The organism is Ruegeria sp. BHSB058 (genome assembly GCF_059613285.1).
In genome coordinates, this window is the sequence record NZ_JBXWSF010000019.1 from 13433 (window position 1) to 32394 (window position 18962).

Here is an 18962-nt window from a genome sequence, read left to right on the forward strand (position 1 = left end):
TCAAGGCGATAATTCAGGATAAAAACGGGTCAGGCGCGATATTTCCACCGCAGATCAGAACCGCCATTCTTTCACCAGGCTCAGGTCGATAAACACCCGACATCAACGCCGCCAGCGCCGTCGCTCCCGCTGGTTCGACCAGTATTCGCCGCTCTTGCCACAGCGCCCCTTGCGCCCGCTCAATGGCCGCATCCGAAACCAGTACGGTTTCGATTCCCCGCGCCAAACCAAAACAGATATCGCCAATCCGGCGCGCGCCCAGCGCATTGGCAGCAATCCCCGAAACCTCGACATCCACCGGTTCACCCGCCGTCTGCGCGGCATGCAGGGCGCAAGACGTCTCGGGCTCAACCGCCACGACCCTGCGCGCGCCCCGAAACCAGCCCAAGGCACCGGAAATCAGCCCGCCGCCGCCGACCGCAATCAGAACCGTATCCGCCTGCAATCCCTGCGCGTCCCATTCGGCAAAACAGGTGCCCTGCCCTGCAACGGTCATCTGTGCGTCATAGGCGTGGATCTGCATCGCACCGCTTGCCCTTTCATGCTCGCGGGCCAATTCCAATGCATTGGCGTATTCGCCGGGCACCACAGTCAGGTCCGCACCAATCCCTTCGATCAAGGCAATTTTCGATGGTCCTGCCATCTCTGGCACAAAGATTTTCGCCGGATAACCTAGCGTCCGCGCGGCATATGCAGCGGCAGCACCGTGATTGCCGCCCGATGCCGCAACAACTCCGGCCGCCGGCACACTGCAACTCAAAAGCGTGTTGAATGCCCCCCGCGCTTTGAAACTTCCTGTGTGCTGCATGTGCTCCAACTTCAACTCGACAGGATAGCCCAATCCGAACCCGTCAACCCGCATCACCGGTGTTTCCTGAACGTGGCCGGCAACCCGTTGGGTTGCCGTTGAAATCTCTGTCTTCCAATCCATTTTCACATCCTTGTCACGGGGCGGTACTGGCGCTCTGTCCGGGAAACCTATAGCTGTTTCACAAACACGCAAGCAGGGATACCCCAGCAATGAGAGAAGACCACCGTCTGAGCCCGTTCCGCGACGCCCATACTGACCGTTCGACCGCGAGCGAGGTTCCGGATACGCCGCAAACCCGTTCACCTGCCTACAAGCTGGCCTTTGCGGATGACGACTTTCTCTGCCGTGACGAACTGCGCCCGGTGCGTCTGCAGCTTGAGTTGCTGAAACCCGAAATGTTGATGGCAGAGCGCCAGATCAGCTCGACCATTGTCATGTTTGGCGGCGCGCGCATTCCTGAACCATCAAAAAAGCACACAGCACGCACGCAAACCTTGGCAAACCTGTCTCAATACTACGACGAGGCCCGGGAGTTTGCCAGGTTGATGACCGAGAAATCCAAGGAAAGCGGCGGCCGCGAAAACGTGATTGTCACTGGTGGCGGACCAGGCGTGATGGAAGCCGGCAATCGTGGCGCGCATGAGGCAGGCGGCTGTTCTATTGGGTTGAACATCGTACTTCCCCACGAACAGGCGCCGAACCTGTTCGTGACTCCGGAACTCAGCTTCAACTTCCATTACTTTGCCATCCGCAAGATGCATTTCCTGATGCGCGCCCGTGCGATCACAATCTTCCCCGGTGGCTTCGGCACGATGGACGAACTGTTTGAGTCGCTGACGCTGATCCAGACCGGGCGCATGGAACGGGTACCCTTCCTGCTGTTTGGCCGGGCGTTCTGGGAAAAAGTCATCAACTGGGAGGCGCTCGCGGATGCGGGCACGATATCGGACGAGGATCTGGACCTGTTCCGTTTTGTCGACACCGCTCAAGAGGCGGTGCACATCATCGAAAACTGGGAACCGGCGCCAGCGCGCGATTCAATTCCCGGGAGATAGCGGGAATCGTGGTAAACTGTGCTTCGACCGCATCCAAGGGAGGAGCTCATGTCTTATGTAACGGTTTCCAACTGGAGTTACGACGACACCCTCGATGAAAGCGCGTTGCTTGCGACGGCCAAAGAAAAGCTCAGCCAACTCAAGGCGATGGGCGCCAGCAGTGGCCACCTTGTCAGGATCAGCCCCACCGAAGGACTGATCGTAATGGTTTATCCGGACGAAGGCACATGGAACCGCGTGCGCGAGTCAGTCGAACACATGCGCAAGGATACCATTGCGACCGAAGGCGGCGTGATGACGCGCGCATTCAATGGCCCAGCTGTGGTTTCGGTCTGAAACCGCTTAGTGCAGTTCCGACGGAAGAACCCCAAGTTCATCGCCACCAGGCAGCCTTGTCACAACCTGTTTGCCTTTCACATCCTTGATCGCATAGCCGAAACCTGCCAGCCGGAATTTCCATTCCCGCGCGCTCAGCGACTTCGCCCGCTCACGCTGAAGCAGGTCCAGAACGCCCGCCTCGATCCCCGTTCTTTCAATATTAGCCTGCGCCATTTCTTCCCCTCCATGGCATTGACCCCTGAATGGAAACTAATTGTTCAACAGGGCGGAAATTCACCGGATTTTAGGTGAGTCTTAGGCATTTCTTGTGCTTCCACGGCCACAATTTGAATGCTATGGCGGTTCGAACGTGATCGTCGAAGGGGTAAAAGCCATGTACAAATCAGTGTCGGATGGCCTGAAATTGGGCGAAATGCTCCACCTTCGCGGCAACACGCTAGGCAAGGGCGACCCTGTTGCCCTGCCGCTGGTACAAAGCAGCATGTACCATTTGCCTGGAACACCTGACGGGTTTCCAGGATACGGCCGCGTCAACAATGCGACATGGGAACATCTGGAACATGTGCTGGCGCATCTCGAAGGCGCACCATGTGTGTGCTTTCCTTCAGGCATGGGCGCGATTTCAGCAGCCCTGTTTGCCGTGGTCAAGGCCGGGCACCGGGTGCTGATTCCTTCGGATGGCTACTATGTGACCCGGCTTTTGGCCGACCGTTTCCTGGCCAAACTGGGCGTCACAGTGATCGAGCGTCCAACCATGAGCTTTGCCGATGGCGGATTTGAAGGGTTTGATGTTGTGTTTGTAGAAAGCCCGTCCAACCCCGGTCTGGATATGGTCGATCTGGCGGCTATCGCCCGGGATGTTCGCGCTTTGGGAGGCATTACCATTGCCGACAATACGACTTTGACACCGCTTGGACAGCGTCCGCTGGATCTGGGGATCGACGTAGTGGTGTCCTCGGACACCAAGGCGATGGGGGGGCATTCGGACGTACTGATGGGGCATGTCGCCAGTCGAAATGCAGATTTCATGGAATCCGTCGAAGAATGGCGGAGAGTGTCCGGCGCGATCCCCGGCCCGCAGGAATCCTGGCTGCTGCACCGGGGGCTGGAAACGCTGGATGTTCGGTTTGAACGGATGTGCGAAACGGCAGGGCTGCTGGCCGGAAAACTTGCCGAACACCCGGCTATCCGACGGATCCGCTATCCGGGCCTGCCACAGGACCCGTCGCACAATCTGGCCAGCACTCAGACCAGACGGTTCGGGTTCCTGTTGTCGGTCACTCTGGAAAGCGAGGCCAAGGCCGAACAGTTCATCAATGACTGCGCTCTGATCCGGCCAGCCACGTCATTCGGCGGAGTGCACACATCCGCAGAGAGGCGCGCGCGCTGGGGTGATGCAGTTGACCCGGGCTTTGTTCGGCTTTCGGTCGGTTGCGAACCGGCAGAGGAATTGTGGCAGGCGGTCAGGGTATCCCTCGACGGGTTGCATTGAGACCTCCTATTTTTTCTGTTCACGCAGTTCCTTAAACACGAAGATCGGTAGCAGAATCCCCGCGATCAGTGCTCCAAGCCAGACAAGCAAAGTGGCGGCCAGCAGGTTCGATACTCCGCCAATCGTCAACCCGGCGGCAATGAAATCGGTGATCAGCAGCCCGACGAAGATCACGACCAGCGCGATACCGCCCTTGAGAGCTGGCACGTTTTTTTCGCTGACCTTTGCGATCAGGGGTTCGGCGATCACTTGTACAAGCGTAAATATGACCACCACGACGATGAAGGACAGCGGCGCGATGGAAAAGCCCGCAAGAATGGCTGCGGCCAGCAAAAGACCAACGGCGTTGCCGACAAGCAAGGCAACGGCCGACATGAGACGTCGTGACATGAGTAAATCCCTCGCAATCAATCCTTGTTGATATTGAATACGAGCCTAGACCGGGATCAGATCAATTTCATCTTGTTTTTCAAAGGCCCGCTTCGGACTCGATCTGTTTGCGCGACTTGCGCTCGCGTTCGGTTGCGGATTTCAGCTGACCGCAGGCGGCCATGATATCCTCGCCACGGGGCGTACGGATGGGTGAGGCATATCCGGCCTGGTAGATGATGTTTGCAAACGCCCGGATGCGGTTGTTCGAGCTTCGCTTGTAGGGGGCACCGGGCCATTCGTTGAACGGGATCAGGTTGATTTTGGCCGGAATGTTGTGGCGTTTGATGTGCGCGATCAGGCGGCGGGCGTCTTCGTCCGTGTCATTCACTCCGTCCAGCATCACGTATTCAAAGGTAATACGCTCCGAGTTGGATGCCTTGGGATAGCAGGCCAGTGCGCCCAGCAATTCTTCTATATTCCAACGCTTGTTGATCGGCACCAGCATGTCGCGGGTATCGTCTGTTGTGGCGTGAAACGAGATCGCCAGCAGACAGCCGATTTCAACCGCGGTGCGCGCGATTTCCGGCACCACGCCGGAGGTCGACAGGGTAATGCGGCGACGGGACAAAGAGATGCCTTCGGGGTCCATCGCGATCTTCATCGCGTCGCGGACGTTGTCGAAATTGTAAAGCGGCTCGCCCATTCCCATTAGTACAATATTGGACAAAAGGCGGGTTTCGTTCTTGGGTTCACCCGGTGTCGGCCACTCCTCAAGATCGTCGCGCGCCATCATGATCTGACCCACAATTTCCGCGGATGTGAGATTTCGTACCAGTTTCTGAGTGCCTGTGTGGCAAAATGTACAAGTCAACGTACACCCGACCTGCGAGGAAATGCACAGCGTGCCGCGATCTTCTTCGGGGATATAGACCACCTCGACCTCGTGCCCGCCAGCGATGCGGACGAGATATTTGCGGGTGCCGTCCTCGGACACCTTGCGGGTCACCACCTCGGGGATTTCGATCACGAACGCCTCGGCCAGTTGCGCGCGATAGGCCTTGGCGAGGTTCGTCATCTCGGCAAAGTCGCGCACGCCCCATTGATAAATCCATTGCCAGATCTGGTTGACCCGCATCTTGGCCTGTTTCTCGGGCGTGCCATGTTCGATCAGAACCTCGCGCAGCCGGTCGCGGGTGAGGCCCACAATATTGACCTTCCCCTCGGCAGGCAGCTTGCGGGGGATGGTCAGGACGTCATGAGTGATCGGCGCTTTGGCGGACATGGGCAGGGACTCGGCGGATTCTGGAACGGAATGCGCCTCTATATAGGAAAGTCGGCAAAGATCAAAAGGTTTCGCGCAGCGCGACAAGGGGCGTGTTTTCACGAATCTCTTTTTTGAGCTATTCTGAACATAATACTTATGGCGGAGGGGGACATGGCCAAAGGTATTTCGGCGCCTGTGGGTAAGAACAAGGCGAACGATTCCGAGGATGTCAAACAGGTTCAGACCCTGTTGAATCCGTTTGCTCAGGCCGCCGGGTTTCCAAAACTGAAAGTTGACGGAAAATACGGCAAGAAGACTGCGGCCGCGATCGGGGCATTTCAACTCAGGGTGTGCAAGTTCAAACCCGACTATGTCATTTCGCCGGGCAAGACGACGATCAAGACGCTTGTTGCGGGTCCGGCCAAAGCCAAGGCCAATGCCAAAAAGGTGGAACAGGCCAAGGTCGAAGCCAAGAAAAGCGCGCTGAAACAGGCGGTCAAGAACGCCGAAAAGGCGGCAAAGTCCGAAAAGCTGGAAAAGAGCATTTGGGGCGACATCTTTGACAAGGTCGAATCCTATGCCGATGAGCTGTATGACGACTTTCTGAACCTGTTCGAAAAAAAGGCCGAAGCCACACCCGAAGACGCCAAAAAGATCGCGGACAAGGTGATCAAGGAGGCGCAGAAAAAGGCGGCGGACGAGGCCAAGGTTGCCGCCAAGGAAGCGGAAAAGAAACCGGAACCCAAGGCCAAGGGCAAGGTGACCGGCAAGACCAAGGGCGTGAAGAAACGGCTTTTGGATGTTCTCAACGAGGTTTCCGCCTTTTACGACAAGCCCATCCTTGTTGTGTCCGGCCTGCGGTCAAAGAAATATCAGGCCGAGTGCATGTACAAAGGTTGGAACGGGCATCTGAAGCGCGGCAATTACTACTACTATCTGGCCAGAAACCAGAAGCTAAGGGAAGAGTTGGACGGCATCCGGCAGCGCGGTGACGAGAAGGCCTTTATTGAAACGATGATGAAGAAGGCCGACTGGAAACAGGTCTCGTACCACCTGACCGGCAGCGCCGTTGATGTGGCTTTGACAACCGACAAACGGATGATTGCGGCCCTGGCCACCTGTCTGAATCACCTGCGCGAAACCAACAGCGGCAAGGTCGCCTGTCATCACTTTGATCTGAAGAAATGCGAGTGGCCGATCAAGGAAACAACCAGAGCCAAGTGGAAGAAGGCCTGAGAGGGTGGCGACACATTGATGCTTGCGAATCACGGCAATGATTGAGGCCAACCTCGCCGTTTTTCAAAGTCGGTGCTGCTCTGGCAACTGACCGCACCATTCAAAAAAGAGGTCCATGGCCTGCTCAGCCAGAGAGACGGCCTAAGCAATGGTCACAGCCGCTGTCTGTCAGGTCCAGTCCAGCACGACCTTGCCGGACAGTCCGGATTTCATGGCGGCAAAGCCCTGACGGAATTCGTCGACCTTGAACCGGTGGGTTATGACGCGGCTGACGTCGAGGCCGTTTTGCAGCATGGCAATCATCTTGTACCAGGTCTCGAACATTTCGCGGCCATAGACGCCCTTGATGGTGATCGCCTTGAACACGATGCGGCTCCAGTCCACCGGGGATTTGCCCGGCGGGATGCCCAGCAAAGCGATCTTGCCGCCCATCACCAGCGACTCGACCATCTGATCCAGCGCCGCCTGCGAGCCTGACATTTCCAACCCCACGTCGAAACCCTGGCTCATGCCAAGCTGGTGGATCACGTCGCGCAGGTCTTCGTTGGTCACATCGACCGTTCTGACGGACGGAACCACGTGTTTCGCCAGATTCAGACGGTCGGGGTTGATGTCGGTGATCACCACGTGACGGGCGCCCGCGTGGCGTGCGACGGCGGCGGCCATGATGCCGATGGGGCCCGCGCCGGTGATCAGCACATCCTCTCCCAACAAATCAAAACTCAGCGCGGTGTGGACGGCGTTGCCAAGGGGATCGAGGATCGCGCCGATCTCGTCCGGGATGTCATCGGGGAGCGGTACCACGTTGAAGGCGGGAAGTTTGAGGTATTCGGCAAAGGCGCCCTGTTCGTTCACCCCGATCCCGCGCGTGCCGGGGTCGAGGTGGAATTTGCCGGCCCGGCTTTGACGGCTGTCGGTCTTGATCAGGTGCCCCTCGCCCGAGCAGCGCTGGCCGATTTTCAGATCGGTGACATTGCGGCCAAGCTCGACGATCTCGCCCGCGAATTCATGGCCGGTGATCATCGGTACCGGAACCGTGTGCGCGGCCCACTCATCCCAGTTCCAGATATGGATGTCGGTGCCGCAGATGCCGGTCTTGTTTATTCTGATCAGCACCTCATCCGGGCCGATCTCGGGCACCGGGGCCTGCACCATCCACAGCCCTTCCTCGGGCTTGGATTTTTCCAGGGCTTTCATTGTATTGGGTCGCATCAGATTACCCCCAGTTCTTTGCCCACCTTGCCAAAGGCCGCCAGTGCCCGGTCAAGTTCGTCCCTGGTCAGCGCCGCATTCATCTGGGTCCTGATCCGCGCCTGACCCCGCGGCACGACGGGAAAGAAGAAGCCCGAGACATAAACGCCCTCGTCAAACAGCCGCGCGGCCATGTCCTGTGCCAGCGTGGCCTCGCCCAGCATGACCGGAATGATCGGGTGCTCGCCCGGCAGCAGGTCGAAACCCAGCTTTTCCAAACCTGTGCGCCAGTACTTGGCATTGCCGAAAAGTTTTGAGCGCAGCATGTCGCCCTCTTCGACCAGACGGATCGCTTCCAATCCGGCGGCGACGATGGCAGGCGGCAGCGAGTTTGAGAACAGATAGGGCCGCGCCCGCTGCCGCAGCAGGTCAATCACTGGCTGCGGCCCGGCGATGTAGCCGCCGATTGCCCCCCCAAGTGCCTTGCCCAAGGTTCCCGTCAGAATGTCCACATCAACGCCGAAATGGTCCGGTGTGCCCGCACCGTTCGGCCCCATGAAGCCGGTGGCGTGGCAGTCATCGACCATCACCACCGCATCGTATTTGTCGGCCAGCGCCCGGATTGCGGGCAGGTTGGCGAGGTAGCCGTCCATCGAGAACACGCCGTCGGTGGCAATCATGATATGCCGCACACCATCCGCCCGCGCCTGTTTCAGCCAGGCTTCGAGGTCGTTCATGTCATTGTTCAGGTAGCGATAGCGCCTGGCCTTGCACAGCCGCACGCCATCAATGATCGAGGCGTGGTTGAGACTGTCCGAGATGATGGCATCCTCGGGACCCAGGAGGGGTTCGAACAAGCCGCCATTTGCGTCGAAACAGGCGGCGAACAGGATCGCGTCGTCCTTGTTCAGGAATTTTGCCAGGCGCTGCTCCAACTCACGGTGAATATCCTGCGTGCCGCAAATGAACCGGACCGAGGCCATGCCGAACCCGCGCGGTTCCATCGCGCCTTTGGCGGCGGCAATCAGATCCGGATGATCGGCAAGCCCCAGATAGTTGTTGGCGCACAGGTTGATGACCTGACGCCCGCCAACCGTGATCTCGCCGCCCTGGGGCGAGGTGATCATTCGCTCGCGCTTGTAAAGCCCTTCGGCCTCGATCTGGGCGAGCGTGTCGGTGACATGGGTCAGGAAATCTTGAGACATCGAATCCTCCTTCGCTTTCGTGCTGTCTATCATAACGGATTTGATTCCGAAATAAGAGAATTCGATATCACGGAAAATTTTCCCGGATAACGGAATATGCTTTGGTGCTTGTCATCAACACGGAACGCTATTGCCTTGATACCGCGCCGTCTTCCTGAAACTGTTTGGTGCTGTTCTTGCGGGGAGAGAGGTCGCCACGATTTCCAACATCCAGGAAATTGCCCACCAGCTCGCAACCGCCGCAGGTTTCATAGACCAACAGCCGATCCGCAGGGATGGTATCGCGCACTTCCTCGGCATGCGCTTTGAGCACATTGGTGGCATGCAAGGCCTTAATATCGCGCGATTTTTGGCGAATTTCCATTTGAAGGCATTCAGGCTCACTCAGGAGCATTCCCAAAAAATATTGATCCGGCAAGCATACAACTGCGTAGAAACTGCATTGTTAGTCAGGGAGACAATGAAATGTTGAAAGTCGTACTATCTGCCGCAGCGGTTACCATGATGATCGTCCCGATCGCCTTTGCAGGTCCCGGTCAGGGCAACACCGGCAACGGCAACAGCGGGTTGGCACAGGGAATGGCGGCGTCGGTATCCGGCGGCAACGCCACGCTTGGCGATGCGCTGGGCGGGCCGGGCAAGGGAACTGCCTCGGCCGTCAGTGGCGGCGGCAATGGTGGTTGGGGAAATGTCGGCAGCCAAAGCGGCGTCGCAGGTGCTGGTCAGGTTTCCAACCGCGATGGTGACCGCGGCAAGTAACCTTTTGCCGGTCGCTTCCCGACACGGAGCGACCGGACAACCTCTAGCCGGTTTTCACGATCAGAAAGACGCGTGCAGGCCCATCGACCGACGTTATCGAATGGGGAACATCCGCCGCGTATCTCGCCGTGTCTCCGGCGGCCAGCTTTTGATCTGCAGTACCGGACTTGACGGTCACGATCCCATCAAGAACCGTAAGCTGCTCGCGGCACCCGCGTGAATGCGGTTGGCTGCGCAAACTGCCCCCCGCTTCAAAGAAAATGTCATAAACTTCGTGCCCGCCGGCCTCTTCGGGTGGGGACAGGATCTTGATGCGGCACCCCTGCCCCATGTTGTCGATGCTGGGAACGTCAGTGTGGCGCAGCACTTCGATCTGATCGCTTGCATCGGTCTCTTCCAGCAATCCCGCGAAATCGACCTGTAGGGCACGCGTCAGGTTCCACAGCGTCGCGATGGTCGGGCTGCTTTCGCCCCGCTCGATCTGGCTGACCATCGACCGGGACACACCGCTGAGATTGGCCACGGCCTCCAGCGACAGGCCTTGGGCGCGCCGGGCCTCTTTCAGGCGGGCAGGAAGGCGCGTCAGTATATCGTCAGTATTTTCCGTCATGACGGATTCTGTGCGCCCTTGAGCGTCATTTGTCAATTCAGGCTGTGACGGTACGTCCCATGAGACAGGGCAATGCTGCAGGTGCATAATGGCGCGGAATCGAGAGGAGTGAGACATGACCGACATCGTAATCCTGGATGGCGCACGCACCGCCATCGGCACATTTGGCGGGGCGCTGGCCTCGACCGCCCCAATTGACCTCGCCACCGTCGCGACCGAGGCGGCGCTGGAACGCGCGGGCGTCGAGGGGGCGCAGATTGGCCATGTCGTGTTCGGCCATGTGATCAATACCGAGCCGCGCGACATGTATTTATCCCGCGTCGCTGCAATGCAGGCGGGCATTCCGAACGGCACACCGGCGATGAACGTGAACCGGTTGTGCGGGTCGGGTGCTCAGGCCATTGTGTCGTCGGTGCAGGCCCTGATGGTGGGCGACGCCGATTTCGCGCTTGCCGGCGGAGCGGAAAGCATGTCGCGCAGCCCGTTCCTCATGACACAGGCCCGCTGGGGCGCGAAAATGGGTGACGTGAAATCGCTGGACATGATGCTGGGGGCGCTGAACTGCCCGTTCGGGACAGGGCATATGGGTGTCACCGCCGAGAATGTCGCCGATGAACATCAGGTCAGCCGCGAACAGATGGATGCATTTGCGCTGACCAGCCAGACCCGCGCCGCTGCCGCAATCGAAGCCGGTTATTTCGACAGCCAGATCGCGCCGGTGCAGGTCAAGGTCAAACGCGACATGGTCGATTTCAAGGTCGACGAACATCCCAAGGCAACCACTGCCGAGGCTCTGGCCGGTCTGAAAGCCGTGTTCAAGAAGGATGGCAGGGTGACGGCGGGGAATGCTTCGGGCATCAATGACGGCGCGGCGGCACTGGTGCTGGCGACGGCGGGTGCTGCCGAAAAGGCGGGATTGAAACCCAGGGCGCGCATTCTGGGCTATGCACTTGCGGGCGTACGTCCCGAAGTGATGGGCATCGGACCGGTGCCTGCGGTTCAGAACCTTTTGGCCAAAACCGGATTGTCAGTCAGCGATTTCGACGTGATCGAAAGCAACGAGGCATTCGCAGCGCAGGCCGTGGCCGTGAACAAGGAGCTTGGCCTGGACCCGGCCATAGTGAACCCCAACGGTGGCGCGATCGCGCTGGGCCATCCGGTCGGGGCGACCGGGGCGATCATCACCGTCAAGGCGCTTTATGAGCTGGAACGCACCGGCGGTTCCAAGGCGCTGATCACCATGTGCATCGGCGGCGGTCAGGGCATTGCCCTCGCCATCGAGCGGCTTTGATGCAAGAAACGCCGGGGGCGCCAAGCCCCCGCGCGGCGGTCAGATCAACGCGCTGATCGCCAGCACCAGACCTCCACCGACGACGGCACCGATCAGCGCGGGCCAAAGTATCGCGCCGATGCCGGGCTTGTTGTTTTCTTCCGATTGGGTTTGCGCCATGAGCGCGTTTTCTACCAGACCGGGCAGGCGCGGGCCAAAACGGGCCAGCACCAGCGCTGTTTTCCCCAGGTCGCGGACCATGGCACGGGGGCCAATGGACTGTTTGATATAGTCCTCGACCACGGGCCGGGCCACTTCCCAGATGTTGATGTGCGAATCGAGCGAGCGCGCCACACCTTCGACCACCACCATTGTGCGCTGCAGCAGGATCAGCTCGGTCCGGGTTTCCATTCCGAACCGTTCGGTGACTTCGAACAGATAACTCAGCAACCGGCCCATGGAGATATGGGTGGCGTCCATGCCGAAGATCGGCTCGCCCACAGCGCGCAGGGCGCGGGCAAACTCGTCGACATCCTGATTGGCAGGGACGTAGCCGGCTTCGAAATGCACCTCGGCCACACGTTTGTAATCGCGGCGGATAAACCCGAACAGGATCTCGGCATAGACCCGGCGGGTATATTCGTCGATATGGCCCATGATGCCGTAGTCATAGGCAATGATGTCACCATTTGCGGCGACCTTGAGGTTGCCCTGATGCATGTCGGCGTGAAAAAAGCCGTCGCGCAGCGCGTGCGACAGAAACATGCGCAGCACCCTGCGGGCCAGGTCCGCACGGTCGTGATTGGCGGCATCCAGCGCGTCATTGTCGCCCAGCGCGATGCCGTCGGCCCAGCTGAGCGTCATCACCCGTCGTGCCGATAGCGACCACAGCACCGGCGGTAGCCAGAAACCTTTGTCATCCTTGGTGTTGGCCGCGTATTCCGAAGCCGCGGCGCTTTCCAGGCGTAAATCCAACTCGCCACGAACGACACCGTCAAAATGTTCGATCACGTCCAGCGGGCGCAGACGGCGGGCACCGGGCGCGAACAGGTCGACAATCCGCGCGGCGAAATAGAAGGCGTCGACATCCTTGCGAAACGCGCGCTCGATACCGGGGCGCAGGACCTTGACGGCAACCTCTTCTCCGGTATCGGCCAGTTTCGCCTTGTGGACCTGCGCGATCGAGGCGGCGGCGATCGGTTCGCTGAATTCCGAGAACAGTTCATCCGTGGAACGGCCGAGTTCCTTGGTGACCTCTTTCATTGCCTCGGCGCGCGAAAATGGTGGCAGCTTGTCCTGCAGAACGCGCAGCTGATCGGCCAGTTCGACGCCAACCACGTCGGGCCGGGTCGAAAGCACCTGACCGAACTTGATATAGGCCGGGCCCAGCGCGGTTAGCGCGCGGGTTGCGGGCGGCATCGACGGGTCGCCCTTGTAGCCCAGCCACTGGAACGGCTTGCCAAGCGTATGGGCCAGAATGCGAATGGCGCGTGGGGCCTCGAACGCGTCGAGCACGACGTTCATGGCGCCGGTGCGCTCCAGCGTGGCGCCTGTCCGGATCAGGCGGATGATGTTGTGAGGGCCGCGCATCCGTCAGATCTTCCAGCCCGAATGCAGCGCGGCGATACCCATGCTGAGGTTGCGGTACTTGGCGTTTTCGAAACCGGCTGCGCGGACCATGTTCAAAAAGGTCTCTTGATCCGGGAATTTGCGGATCGATTCCACCAGATACTGATAGCTGTCATAGTCATTGGCGATCAGCTTGCCCATGCGCGGGATGACGTTGAAACTGTATAGGTCGTAGAGCTTTTGCAGCACATCATTGGGCAATTGGCTGAATTCCAGCACCATCAGGCGGCCACCGGGCTTTAACACGCGATAGGCCTCATTCAGAGCGTCTTGCGGGCGGGTCACGTTCCGGATGCCAAACGAGATCGTGTAGACATCGAATGTGTTGTTGTCGAAGGGCAACGCCATCGCGTCACCCACCACCCAGTCAAGGCTTGCCACCATCTGCTCGGCCTCGGCGCGCTTGCGACCCTCGACCAGCATCGGTTCGGTCAGGTCCAGAACGGTGGCATGTCCGTGGCCCGCACGCTTCAGAAACCGGAAGGAGATGTCGCCGGTACCCCCCGCCACATCCAGCAGGCGCTGTCCGGGGCGTGGGGCCAGCCAATCCATCATCGCGTCCTTCCAGACCCGGTGGATGCCCATCGACATGACGTCGTTCATCACGTCGTATTTCGAGGCGACCGAGTTGAACACGCCCCGCACGCGCCCGGCCTTGTCGGCCTCGCGGACGGTTTCGAAGCCGAAATGGGTGGTCTTGTCTTCTGACATGTCGGGCACCTTGATTCACTTGTGCCCCAGATATAGCGTCCGCCTCAGATTCACAAACGCACAAAACATCGCGGTCATATGTTTGAAAACTTTGGGCAGAGCCTTCTTTCCATTCAGCAGGCTTTTCAGTCGAATCCGAAGCTGTTCACAGGGATATTTCTTGTTGGGCTTTTAATAACCTGGATGAAGTACCGGTTGATCCGACATGGGCTGAATCGATCTCAGAAACAGAACTATGCTGGATGGGAAATTGCGGCCAAGCGGGGAAAACGCTCGCATCCTACGGGAATCGGCCATACAGAAATTCTGATCATGCGGCCGATAAAGGTCATTCCCATAGCATTGTTCTGTTTGGTGTTCTTTGGTGGCGGGGCCATATTCGTTGCATCCAAAGGACTGCAGGACGCCCGAGCATGGGTTTCAGTAATCGCGGGTGTGATGTTCAGCCTGATGAGCATGTGGCTCATCATGTTTTCCTTTACGCGCATTAAGTATGACGGCGAAACCATCGAAAAGCGTGCGCTGTTTCGCCCCGTTGTGTCTGCTTCATTGTCAAAGCTGAGCAAGGTTCGACCGATCAGCAAGACCATTGCAGGGGGCGTGTATCTTGAATTTCGGGATGGCCAGAAAATCCGCGTAGTTTCTCGGATGTCAGGCTATGGGCAGCTTTTGGAGAAGTTGGCGCAGAAAGATCCTAAATTGGCTATGATGTTGCGAATGATCAACAAGCCGAAAAGGGCGATCCAAGATGCCTGAACTGCCCGAGGTCGAGACAGTAAGACGCGGCCTGAGCCCTGCGATGGAGGGCGTGGTGATCGAAAAGGCGGATGTGAACCGGCCGGATCTGCGCTGGCCTTTCCCCGAACGGATGGCCGAACGGCTGAGCGGGCAGCGGGTAGAACGACTGCGGCGGCGGTCGAAATACATCCTGGCCGATCTGGCAAGCGGCGAGACGCTGCTGATCCATCTGGGCATGTCGGGCCGGATGACGGTCTCGGGCGATCCGCTGGGGCAATTCGCGCATGATCATCCCGCACTGCAAAAACATGACCACGTGGTGTTCCACATGGCCAACGGCGCGCGGATCACCTTTAACGACCCACGCCGCTTTGGGGCGATGGACCTGATGCCGACTGCGAAGTCGGAGGCGCACAAGCTGTTGGCCGTTCTTGGCCCGGAACCGCTTGGCAACGACTTTCACGAGCAGCACCTGGTCGACTCGTTCCGCAACAAGAACACACCGGCCAAATCCGCCCTTCTGGATCAGGGAATCGTCGCGGGGCTGGGCAATATCTATGTCTGCGAGGCATTGTTTCGCGCCGGGATATCGCCACGTCGCAAGGCCGGGCAAATTTCCAAGGATCGCGTCGCGGCGCTGGTCCCGATCATTCGGCAGGTATTGCAGGAGGCCATCGAGGCGGGCGGATCTTCCCTGCGCGATTTCCGGCAAGCTGATGGAGAGCTTGGATATTTTCAGCACAGCTTTGATGTCTATGGGCGCGAGGGACTGCCCTGCCGGACACCGGAATGCACCGGTGAAATCAAGAGAATCACCCAATCCGGCCGATCGTCCTTTTACTGCGCGCAATGCCAAAGATAGCTTGATCCCGCATTCTCGCGTGGTAAGGAATCATCCCTGAACGGAACAACCGAAAGCATATGCCACATGGCCTTTGAGACGATCATCGTCGAAATCGACGAACACGTTGCTCTGATCAGACTGGATCGCCCGGACGCGCTGAACGCCTTGAACACCCAACTTCTGGGAGAGCTGTGCACCGCTCTGGAAGAGGCTGACGCCAACGACAAGGTGCGCTGCATCGTCATTACCGGCTCGGACAAGGCCTTTGCCGCGGGCGCCGACATCAAGGAAATGTCGGAGATGAGTTTTGTGGATGTCTACACCACCAACCTGTTTGCCGATGCCAATGACCGGATCACCGCGATCCGCAAGCCGATCATCGCGGCTGTTGGCGGGTATGCCCTGGGCGGCGGTTGCGAACTGGCGATGATGTGCGATTTCATCATTGCCGCGGACACCGCCAAGTTCGGTCAGCCCGAGATCAATCTGGGCGTCATCGCTGGTATGGGCGGAAGCCAGCGCCTGACCCGGTTTGTCGGCAAGTCCAAGTCGATGGACATGAACCTGACGGGCCGGTTCATGGATGCCGAAGAAGCCGAGCGCGCCGGACTTGTCAGCCGCGTTGTGCCTGCCAAAAAACTCGTCGAAGAAGCGATTGGCGCGGCACAGAAGATCGCCGAGAAATCCATGCTGACGGCGATGGCGGCGAAAGAAGCCGTGAACCGCAGCTATGAACTGCCGTTGAGCGAGGGCATGCTGTTCGAACGCCGTGTGTTCCACTCGATGTTTGCGACCGAGGACCAAAAGGAAGGCATGACCGCGTTTCTGGAAAAACGCACCGCGCAGTTCCGGGATAAATAACAGACCCGTCATCGGCGATTCGGGCGGGCCACGGCCCGCCTTTTTCATGTTTGGTCGGTTTTCCCAAGAATCGACTTGGCAAACCGGGGAAACTTGGATAGTCAGCGCCGCTATACATGCGCGTGCGGCCCGCTTTGGCCAGAATCACACCCGTGATCCCTGACCCGGTGCGGCATTTGCCGTGCGCGACCCGAGACAAACCGAACCGAAAGGTCAGAGACACATGGCAAATTCGCCCCAGGCAAAGAAACGCGCTCGTCAGAACGAAAAGCGTTTCGCAATCAACAAAGCACGTCGTTCGCGCATCCGCACCTTCCTGCGCAAGGTCGAAGAAGCAATTGCGTCAGGTGACAAGGATGCCGCAACCACCGCTTTGCGCGCGGCTCAGCCCGAGCTGATGCGCGGCGTCTCCAAAGGCGTTTTCCACAAGAACACCGCGTCGCGTAAAATGTCGCGCCTGTCGGCCCGCGTCAAAGCGCTGGGCTAACGCTGCGTCAACTTTTGACGATTCTCAGTTTGAGGGCGCCGCGATTCTGCGGCGCCTTTTTTCGTGCTGTTGCCGGAAAGCCGCGCCCTCAGGAAACCCAGAGATTCTTTCCGACAAAAATCCGAGTCAATACCAGAGTTTCGTTGCCGCCGCGCGCCTCGGCTTGCTACCACTGTTCCAGCGATTCACTCGCTTGGGGGGACAGGCTGTTTTCGGGCGAACCTGACGGGCATCAGGTTAGGACGGAAGCGAATGTCGGATACTGGCGCAAAGCCGGGTCCGGTCTGCTTGGAGTTTCGGGAAACCGAAATTCAAGCCCTGTCTAAGACTGTGATAGTAGCTGTTGGCCTGAGTTCCGGGCACAACTCGTGTTTTTGATGTTGTAGTCGGAGTATTCGGCCTGCGCTATTGCGTACCCGGAGGGTATCTTCGCCGATTCTGTTCGGCGAAACGGTACTGTTGTGCTTGTGAATCCACCCCATAACGCTGGGGACAAGATGATGAATAAGGCGAAAAGCCAACAATTGGGATGCGTGAGGCGCTGGATGACACAAGAGAAATGGGGACAGCTTCGCAACAAGTTGCTGAAGGCGGTTGGAAAGAACAACTATACCACGTGGATCGAACCGCTGGAATTTCAGGAGCTGCAGGATGGGGTTGCGGTTTTTTCTGTTCCGACGAATTTCATGGGCAATTACGTCAGCCAGAACTTTGCCGACCTCATTCTTTATGAACTGAATACAGCCGGCGCCGCAGTGAAGCGTCTGGCGTTTCGCGTTGCGGCCAATTTCCCGGCCCGCCCTGCAAGTCCTGAAGAAGAGCCTGCTGTCGCGAAGGAAGAGATGCAAACGGCATTCAATGGCATCGCAAATCCAGTCGCGGATTCGCTGCAGGCCGCACCGCTGGATACCCGCTTTACCTTTGACACATTCGTGGTGGGTAAACCGAACGAACTGGCCCATGCTGCCGCGCGCCGCGTGTCCGAAGGCGGGCCGGTCACCTTCAACCCGCTGGTCCTTTATGGCGGTGTGGGCCTTGGTAAGACGCACCTGATGCACGCCATCGCCTGGGAACTGAAAGCCAAGCGGCCCGATCTGAACGTTCTTTACCTGTCCGCCGAACAGTTCATGTACCGGTTTGTGCAGGCCCTGCGCGAACGCCGGATGATGGATTTCAAACATCTCTTCCGTTCCGTCGACGTGCTTATGGTGGATGACGTGCAATTCATCGCCGGCAAGGATTCGACCCAGGAAGAGTTCTTTCACACCTTCAACGCGCTGGTGGATCAGAACAAACAGATCATCATCTCGGCCGACCGCGCGCCGGGGGAAATCAAGGATCTGGAAGACCGGGTCAAATCGCGCCTGCAATGCGGCCTTGTCGTGGATCTGCACCCGACGGATTATGAGTTGCGCCTGGGCATCCTGCAAAACAAGGTGCAGATGCATCGCGCAACATATCCCGACCTGAAAATTGCCGATGGTGTTCTGGAGTTCCTGGCGCATCGCATTTCGACCAATGTCCGCGTGCTTGAAGGCGCGCTGACCCGCCTGTTTGCCTTTGCCTCGCTGGTCGGACGCGAGATCGACATGGAACTGACTCAGGATTGCCTGGCCGATGTGCTGCGGGCTTCGGAACGCAAGATCACGGTCGAGGAAATCCAGCGCAAGGTGTCTGACTATTACAACATCCGCCTCAGCGACATCATCGGGCCCAAGCGCCTGCGGTCTTATGCGCGCCCGCGCCAGGTTGCGATGTACCTGTGCAAGCAGCTGACCAGCCGGTCCCTGCCCGAGATTGGCCGCCGCTTTGGCGGGCGTGACCACACCACGGTGATGCATGGTGTCAAACGCATCGAGGAGCTGAAAGTGACCGACGGCCAGATCGCGGAAGACGTGGAAATGCTGCGCCGGGCGCTGGAAGCCTGAGCACCGCTCACCTTCGTTTCGGTTTGCGCCCCGGAGTTCTGCTCCGGGGCGTTTTTTTGTGCGGATAGACTCATGGTTGCAACAGATGTGTGCCCTGCAAGTCACCTGCCCCTTGACGGTTTGTGCATTCCAGCCGAGAAATCCGTAAAAAAACCTTGTG

General features: G+C 58.7%; 21 protein-coding genes. 11 read left to right on the forward strand and 10 right to left on the reverse strand.

What is annotated here, in order from left to right; all coding sequences use genetic code 11:
* Positions 1-13: 13 nt before the first annotated feature.
* Positions 14-931 carry a threonine/serine dehydratase gene (locus AC2FNB_RS07205; protein WP_496745374.1) on the reverse strand — a complete coding sequence of 306 codons (918 nt, stop codon included), beginning with the start codon at positions 929-931 and terminating at the stop codon, positions 14-16.
* 89 nt (positions 932-1020) lie between these two features.
* On the opposite strand from AC2FNB_RS07205, the gene AC2FNB_RS07210 reads away from it, so the two are divergent.
* Both AC2FNB_RS07210 and AC2FNB_RS07215 read left to right on the forward strand, forming a co-directional pair.
* Positions 1021-1866 carry an LOG family protein gene (locus AC2FNB_RS07210; protein ID WP_480748937.1) on the forward strand — a complete coding sequence of 282 codons (846 nt, stop codon included), beginning with the start codon at positions 1021-1023 and terminating at the stop codon, positions 1864-1866.
* A 48-nt stretch (positions 1867-1914) separates the two neighbouring features.
* Positions 1915-2202: a hypothetical protein gene (locus tag AC2FNB_RS07215; RefSeq protein WP_496745376.1), complete on the forward strand. Its 288-nt coding sequence runs from the start codon at positions 1915-1917 to the stop codon at positions 2200-2202.
* 6 nt (positions 2203-2208) lie between these two features.
* Here the strand turns inward: AC2FNB_RS07215 and AC2FNB_RS07220 are convergent, their stop codons facing one another.
* Complete coding sequence (locus AC2FNB_RS07220; RefSeq protein ID WP_496745378.1) at positions 2209-2418, reverse strand: hypothetical protein; 210 nt, start codon at positions 2416-2418, stop codon at positions 2209-2211.
* A gap of 160 nt (positions 2419-2578) precedes the next feature.
* Between AC2FNB_RS07220 and AC2FNB_RS07225 the strand changes: the two genes are divergently transcribed.
* Positions 2579-3697 carry a cystathionine gamma-lyase gene (locus AC2FNB_RS07225; protein ID WP_496745380.1) on the forward strand — a complete coding sequence of 373 codons (1119 nt, stop codon included), beginning with the start codon at positions 2579-2581 and terminating at the stop codon, positions 3695-3697.
* A gap of 6 nt (positions 3698-3703) precedes the next feature.
* Here AC2FNB_RS07225 and AC2FNB_RS07230 read toward each other — a convergent pair whose 3' ends face one another.
* Both AC2FNB_RS07230 and rlmN read right to left on the reverse strand, forming a co-directional pair.
* The gene (locus tag AC2FNB_RS07230) at positions 3704-4087 is read right to left on the reverse strand and encodes a hypothetical protein (protein ID WP_496745382.1); all 384 of its coding nucleotides are present in this window, start codon (positions 4085-4087) and stop codon (positions 3704-3706) included.
* Between the two features lie 79 nt (positions 4088-4166).
* The gene (gene rlmN / locus AC2FNB_RS07235; protein ID WP_496745384.1) at positions 4167-5351 is read right to left on the reverse strand and encodes a dual-specificity RNA methyltransferase RlmN; all 1185 of its coding nucleotides are present in this window, start codon (positions 5349-5351) and stop codon (positions 4167-4169) included.
* 153 nt (positions 5352-5504) lie between these two features.
* Here rlmN and AC2FNB_RS07240 point away from each other — a divergent pair, with 153 nt between their 5' ends.
* Positions 5505-6569, forward strand: a complete 1065-nt coding sequence (locus tag AC2FNB_RS07240; protein ID WP_496745386.1) for a peptidoglycan-binding domain-containing protein — start codon at positions 5505-5507, stop codon at positions 6567-6569.
* A gap of 168 nt (positions 6570-6737) precedes the next feature.
* On the opposite strand, the gene tdh is transcribed toward AC2FNB_RS07240, so the two are convergent.
* From tdh to AC2FNB_RS07255, 3 genes are all read right to left on the reverse strand, one after another.
* Positions 6738-7766 carry an L-threonine 3-dehydrogenase gene (tdh, locus tag AC2FNB_RS07245; RefSeq protein WP_496745414.1) on the reverse strand — a complete coding sequence of 343 codons (1029 nt, stop codon included), beginning with the start codon at positions 7764-7766 and terminating at the stop codon, positions 6738-6740.
* A 14-nt stretch (positions 7767-7780) separates the two neighbouring features.
* Entirely contained in the window at positions 7781-8965 is a 1185-nt protein-coding gene (locus AC2FNB_RS07250) for a glycine C-acetyltransferase (protein WP_480748944.1), read from the reverse strand.
* Positions 8966-9092: 127 nt separating this feature from the next.
* Positions 9093-9383 (reverse strand): sulfotransferase, encoded by a 291-nt coding sequence (locus tag AC2FNB_RS07255; protein ID WP_496745388.1) that lies wholly within the window; start codon positions 9381-9383, stop codon positions 9093-9095.
* 47 nt (positions 9384-9430) lie between these two features.
* Here AC2FNB_RS07255 and AC2FNB_RS07260 point away from each other — a divergent pair, with 47 nt between their 5' ends.
* Entirely contained in the window at positions 9431-9724 is a 294-nt protein-coding gene (locus AC2FNB_RS07260) for a hypothetical protein (RefSeq protein WP_480748946.1), read from the forward strand.
* 43 nt (positions 9725-9767) lie between these two features.
* Here AC2FNB_RS07260 and AC2FNB_RS07265 read toward each other — a convergent pair whose 3' ends face one another.
* The gene (locus tag AC2FNB_RS07265; RefSeq protein WP_480748947.1) at positions 9768-10334 is read right to left on the reverse strand and encodes a helix-turn-helix domain-containing protein; all 567 of its coding nucleotides are present in this window, start codon (positions 10332-10334) and stop codon (positions 9768-9770) included.
* A 115-nt stretch (positions 10335-10449) separates the two neighbouring features.
* Between AC2FNB_RS07265 and AC2FNB_RS07270 the strand changes: the two genes are divergently transcribed.
* The gene (locus tag AC2FNB_RS07270) at positions 10450-11625 is read left to right on the forward strand and encodes an acetyl-CoA C-acyltransferase family protein (protein ID WP_480748948.1); all 1176 of its coding nucleotides are present in this window, start codon (positions 10450-10452) and stop codon (positions 11623-11625) included.
* 39 nt (positions 11626-11664) lie between these two features.
* On the opposite strand, the gene ubiB is transcribed toward AC2FNB_RS07270, so the two are convergent.
* Both ubiB and ubiE read right to left on the reverse strand, forming a co-directional pair.
* Entirely contained in the window at positions 11665-13194 is a 1530-nt protein-coding gene (ubiB, locus tag AC2FNB_RS07275; RefSeq protein ID WP_496745391.1) for a 2-polyprenylphenol 6-hydroxylase, read from the reverse strand.
* Positions 13195-13197: 3 nt separating this feature from the next.
* Positions 13198-13944 (reverse strand): bifunctional demethylmenaquinone methyltransferase/2-methoxy-6-polyprenyl-1,4-benzoquinol methylase UbiE, encoded by a 747-nt coding sequence (gene ubiE, locus AC2FNB_RS07280; RefSeq protein ID WP_496745393.1) that lies wholly within the window; start codon positions 13942-13944, stop codon positions 13198-13200.
* Between the two features lie 78 nt (positions 13945-14022).
* Here ubiE and AC2FNB_RS07285 point away from each other — a divergent pair, with 78 nt between their 5' ends.
* The 5 genes from AC2FNB_RS07285 (at position 14023) to dnaA (ending at position 18802) form a co-directional block, all read left to right on the forward strand.
* Entirely contained in the window at positions 14023-14700 is a 678-nt protein-coding gene (locus AC2FNB_RS07285) for a hypothetical protein (RefSeq protein ID WP_496745395.1), read from the forward strand.
* Positions 14693-15544, forward strand: a complete 852-nt coding sequence (mutM, locus tag AC2FNB_RS07290) for a bifunctional DNA-formamidopyrimidine glycosylase/DNA-(apurinic or apyrimidinic site) lyase (RefSeq protein WP_496745397.1) — start codon at positions 14693-14695, stop codon at positions 15542-15544. Before AC2FNB_RS07285 ends, mutM begins: the two co-directional genes overlap by 8 nt.
* A 66-nt stretch (positions 15545-15610) precedes the next feature.
* Positions 15611-16387 carry an acryloyl-CoA hydratase gene (gene acuK / locus AC2FNB_RS07295; RefSeq protein ID WP_480748953.1) on the forward strand — a complete coding sequence of 259 codons (777 nt, stop codon included), beginning with the start codon at positions 15611-15613 and terminating at the stop codon, positions 16385-16387.
* A gap of 223 nt (positions 16388-16610) precedes the next feature.
* Entirely contained in the window at positions 16611-16874 is a 264-nt protein-coding gene (rpsT, locus tag AC2FNB_RS07300; RefSeq protein WP_480748954.1) for a 30S ribosomal protein S20, read from the forward strand.
* A 545-nt stretch (positions 16875-17419) separates the two neighbouring features.
* Positions 17420-18802, forward strand: a complete 1383-nt coding sequence (dnaA, locus tag AC2FNB_RS07305; RefSeq protein ID WP_480748955.1) for a chromosomal replication initiator protein DnaA — start codon at positions 17420-17422, stop codon at positions 18800-18802.
* Positions 18803-18962 lie beyond the last annotated feature (160 nt).

Coding starts and splice junctions, on each gene's coding strand:
- AC2FNB_RS07220 (WP_496745378.1), bottom strand. CDS start 2,418: ATGGCGCAGGCTAATATTGAAAGAACGGGGATCGAGGCGGGCGTTCTG.
- rlmN (WP_496745384.1), bottom strand. CDS start 5,351: ATGTCCGCCAAAGCGCCGATCACTCATGACGTCCTGACCATCCCCCGC.
- acuK (WP_480748953.1), top strand. CDS start 15,611: ATGGCCTTTGAGACGATCATCGTCGAAATCGACGAACACGTTGCTCTG.
- AC2FNB_RS07265 (WP_480748947.1), bottom strand. CDS start 10,334: ATGACGGAAAATACTGACGATATACTGACGCGCCTTCCTGCCCGCCTG.
- AC2FNB_RS07270 (WP_480748948.1), top strand. CDS start 10,450: ATGACCGACATCGTAATCCTGGATGGCGCACGCACCGCCATCGGCACA.
- AC2FNB_RS07285 (WP_496745395.1), top strand. CDS start 14,023: ATGTTTGAAAACTTTGGGCAGAGCCTTCTTTCCATTCAGCAGGCTTTT.
- AC2FNB_RS07230 (WP_496745382.1), bottom strand. CDS start 4,087: ATGTCACGACGTCTCATGTCGGCCGTTGCCTTGCTTGTCGGCAACGCC.
- ubiE (WP_496745393.1), bottom strand. CDS start 13,944: ATGTCAGAAGACAAGACCACCCATTTCGGCTTCGAAACCGTCCGCGAG.
- dnaA (WP_480748955.1), top strand. CDS start 17,420: ATGACACAAGAGAAATGGGGACAGCTTCGCAACAAGTTGCTGAAGGCG.
- AC2FNB_RS07260 (WP_480748946.1), top strand. CDS start 9,431: ATGTTGAAAGTCGTACTATCTGCCGCAGCGGTTACCATGATGATCGTC.
- AC2FNB_RS07215 (WP_496745376.1), top strand. CDS start 1,915: ATGTCTTATGTAACGGTTTCCAACTGGAGTTACGACGACACCCTCGAT.
- AC2FNB_RS07210 (WP_480748937.1), top strand. CDS start 1,021: ATGAGAGAAGACCACCGTCTGAGCCCGTTCCGCGACGCCCATACTGAC.
- rpsT (WP_480748954.1), top strand. CDS start 16,611: ATGGCAAATTCGCCCCAGGCAAAGAAACGCGCTCGTCAGAACGAAAAG.
- AC2FNB_RS07225 (WP_496745380.1), top strand. CDS start 2,579: ATGTACAAATCAGTGTCGGATGGCCTGAAATTGGGCGAAATGCTCCAC.
- AC2FNB_RS07250 (WP_480748944.1), bottom strand. CDS start 8,965: ATGTCTCAAGATTTCCTGACCCATGTCACCGACACGCTCGCCCAGATC.
- tdh (WP_496745414.1), bottom strand. CDS start 7,766: ATGAAAGCCCTGGAAAAATCCAAGCCCGAGGAAGGGCTGTGGATGGTG.
- ubiB (WP_496745391.1), bottom strand. CDS start 13,194: ATGCGCGGCCCTCACAACATCATCCGCCTGATCCGGACAGGCGCCACG.
- AC2FNB_RS07205 (WP_496745374.1), bottom strand. CDS start 931: ATGGATTGGAAGACAGAGATTTCAACGGCAACCCAACGGGTTGCCGGC.
- mutM (WP_496745397.1), top strand. CDS start 14,693: ATGCCTGAACTGCCCGAGGTCGAGACAGTAAGACGCGGCCTGAGCCCT.
- AC2FNB_RS07240 (WP_496745386.1), top strand. CDS start 5,505: ATGGCCAAAGGTATTTCGGCGCCTGTGGGTAAGAACAAGGCGAACGAT.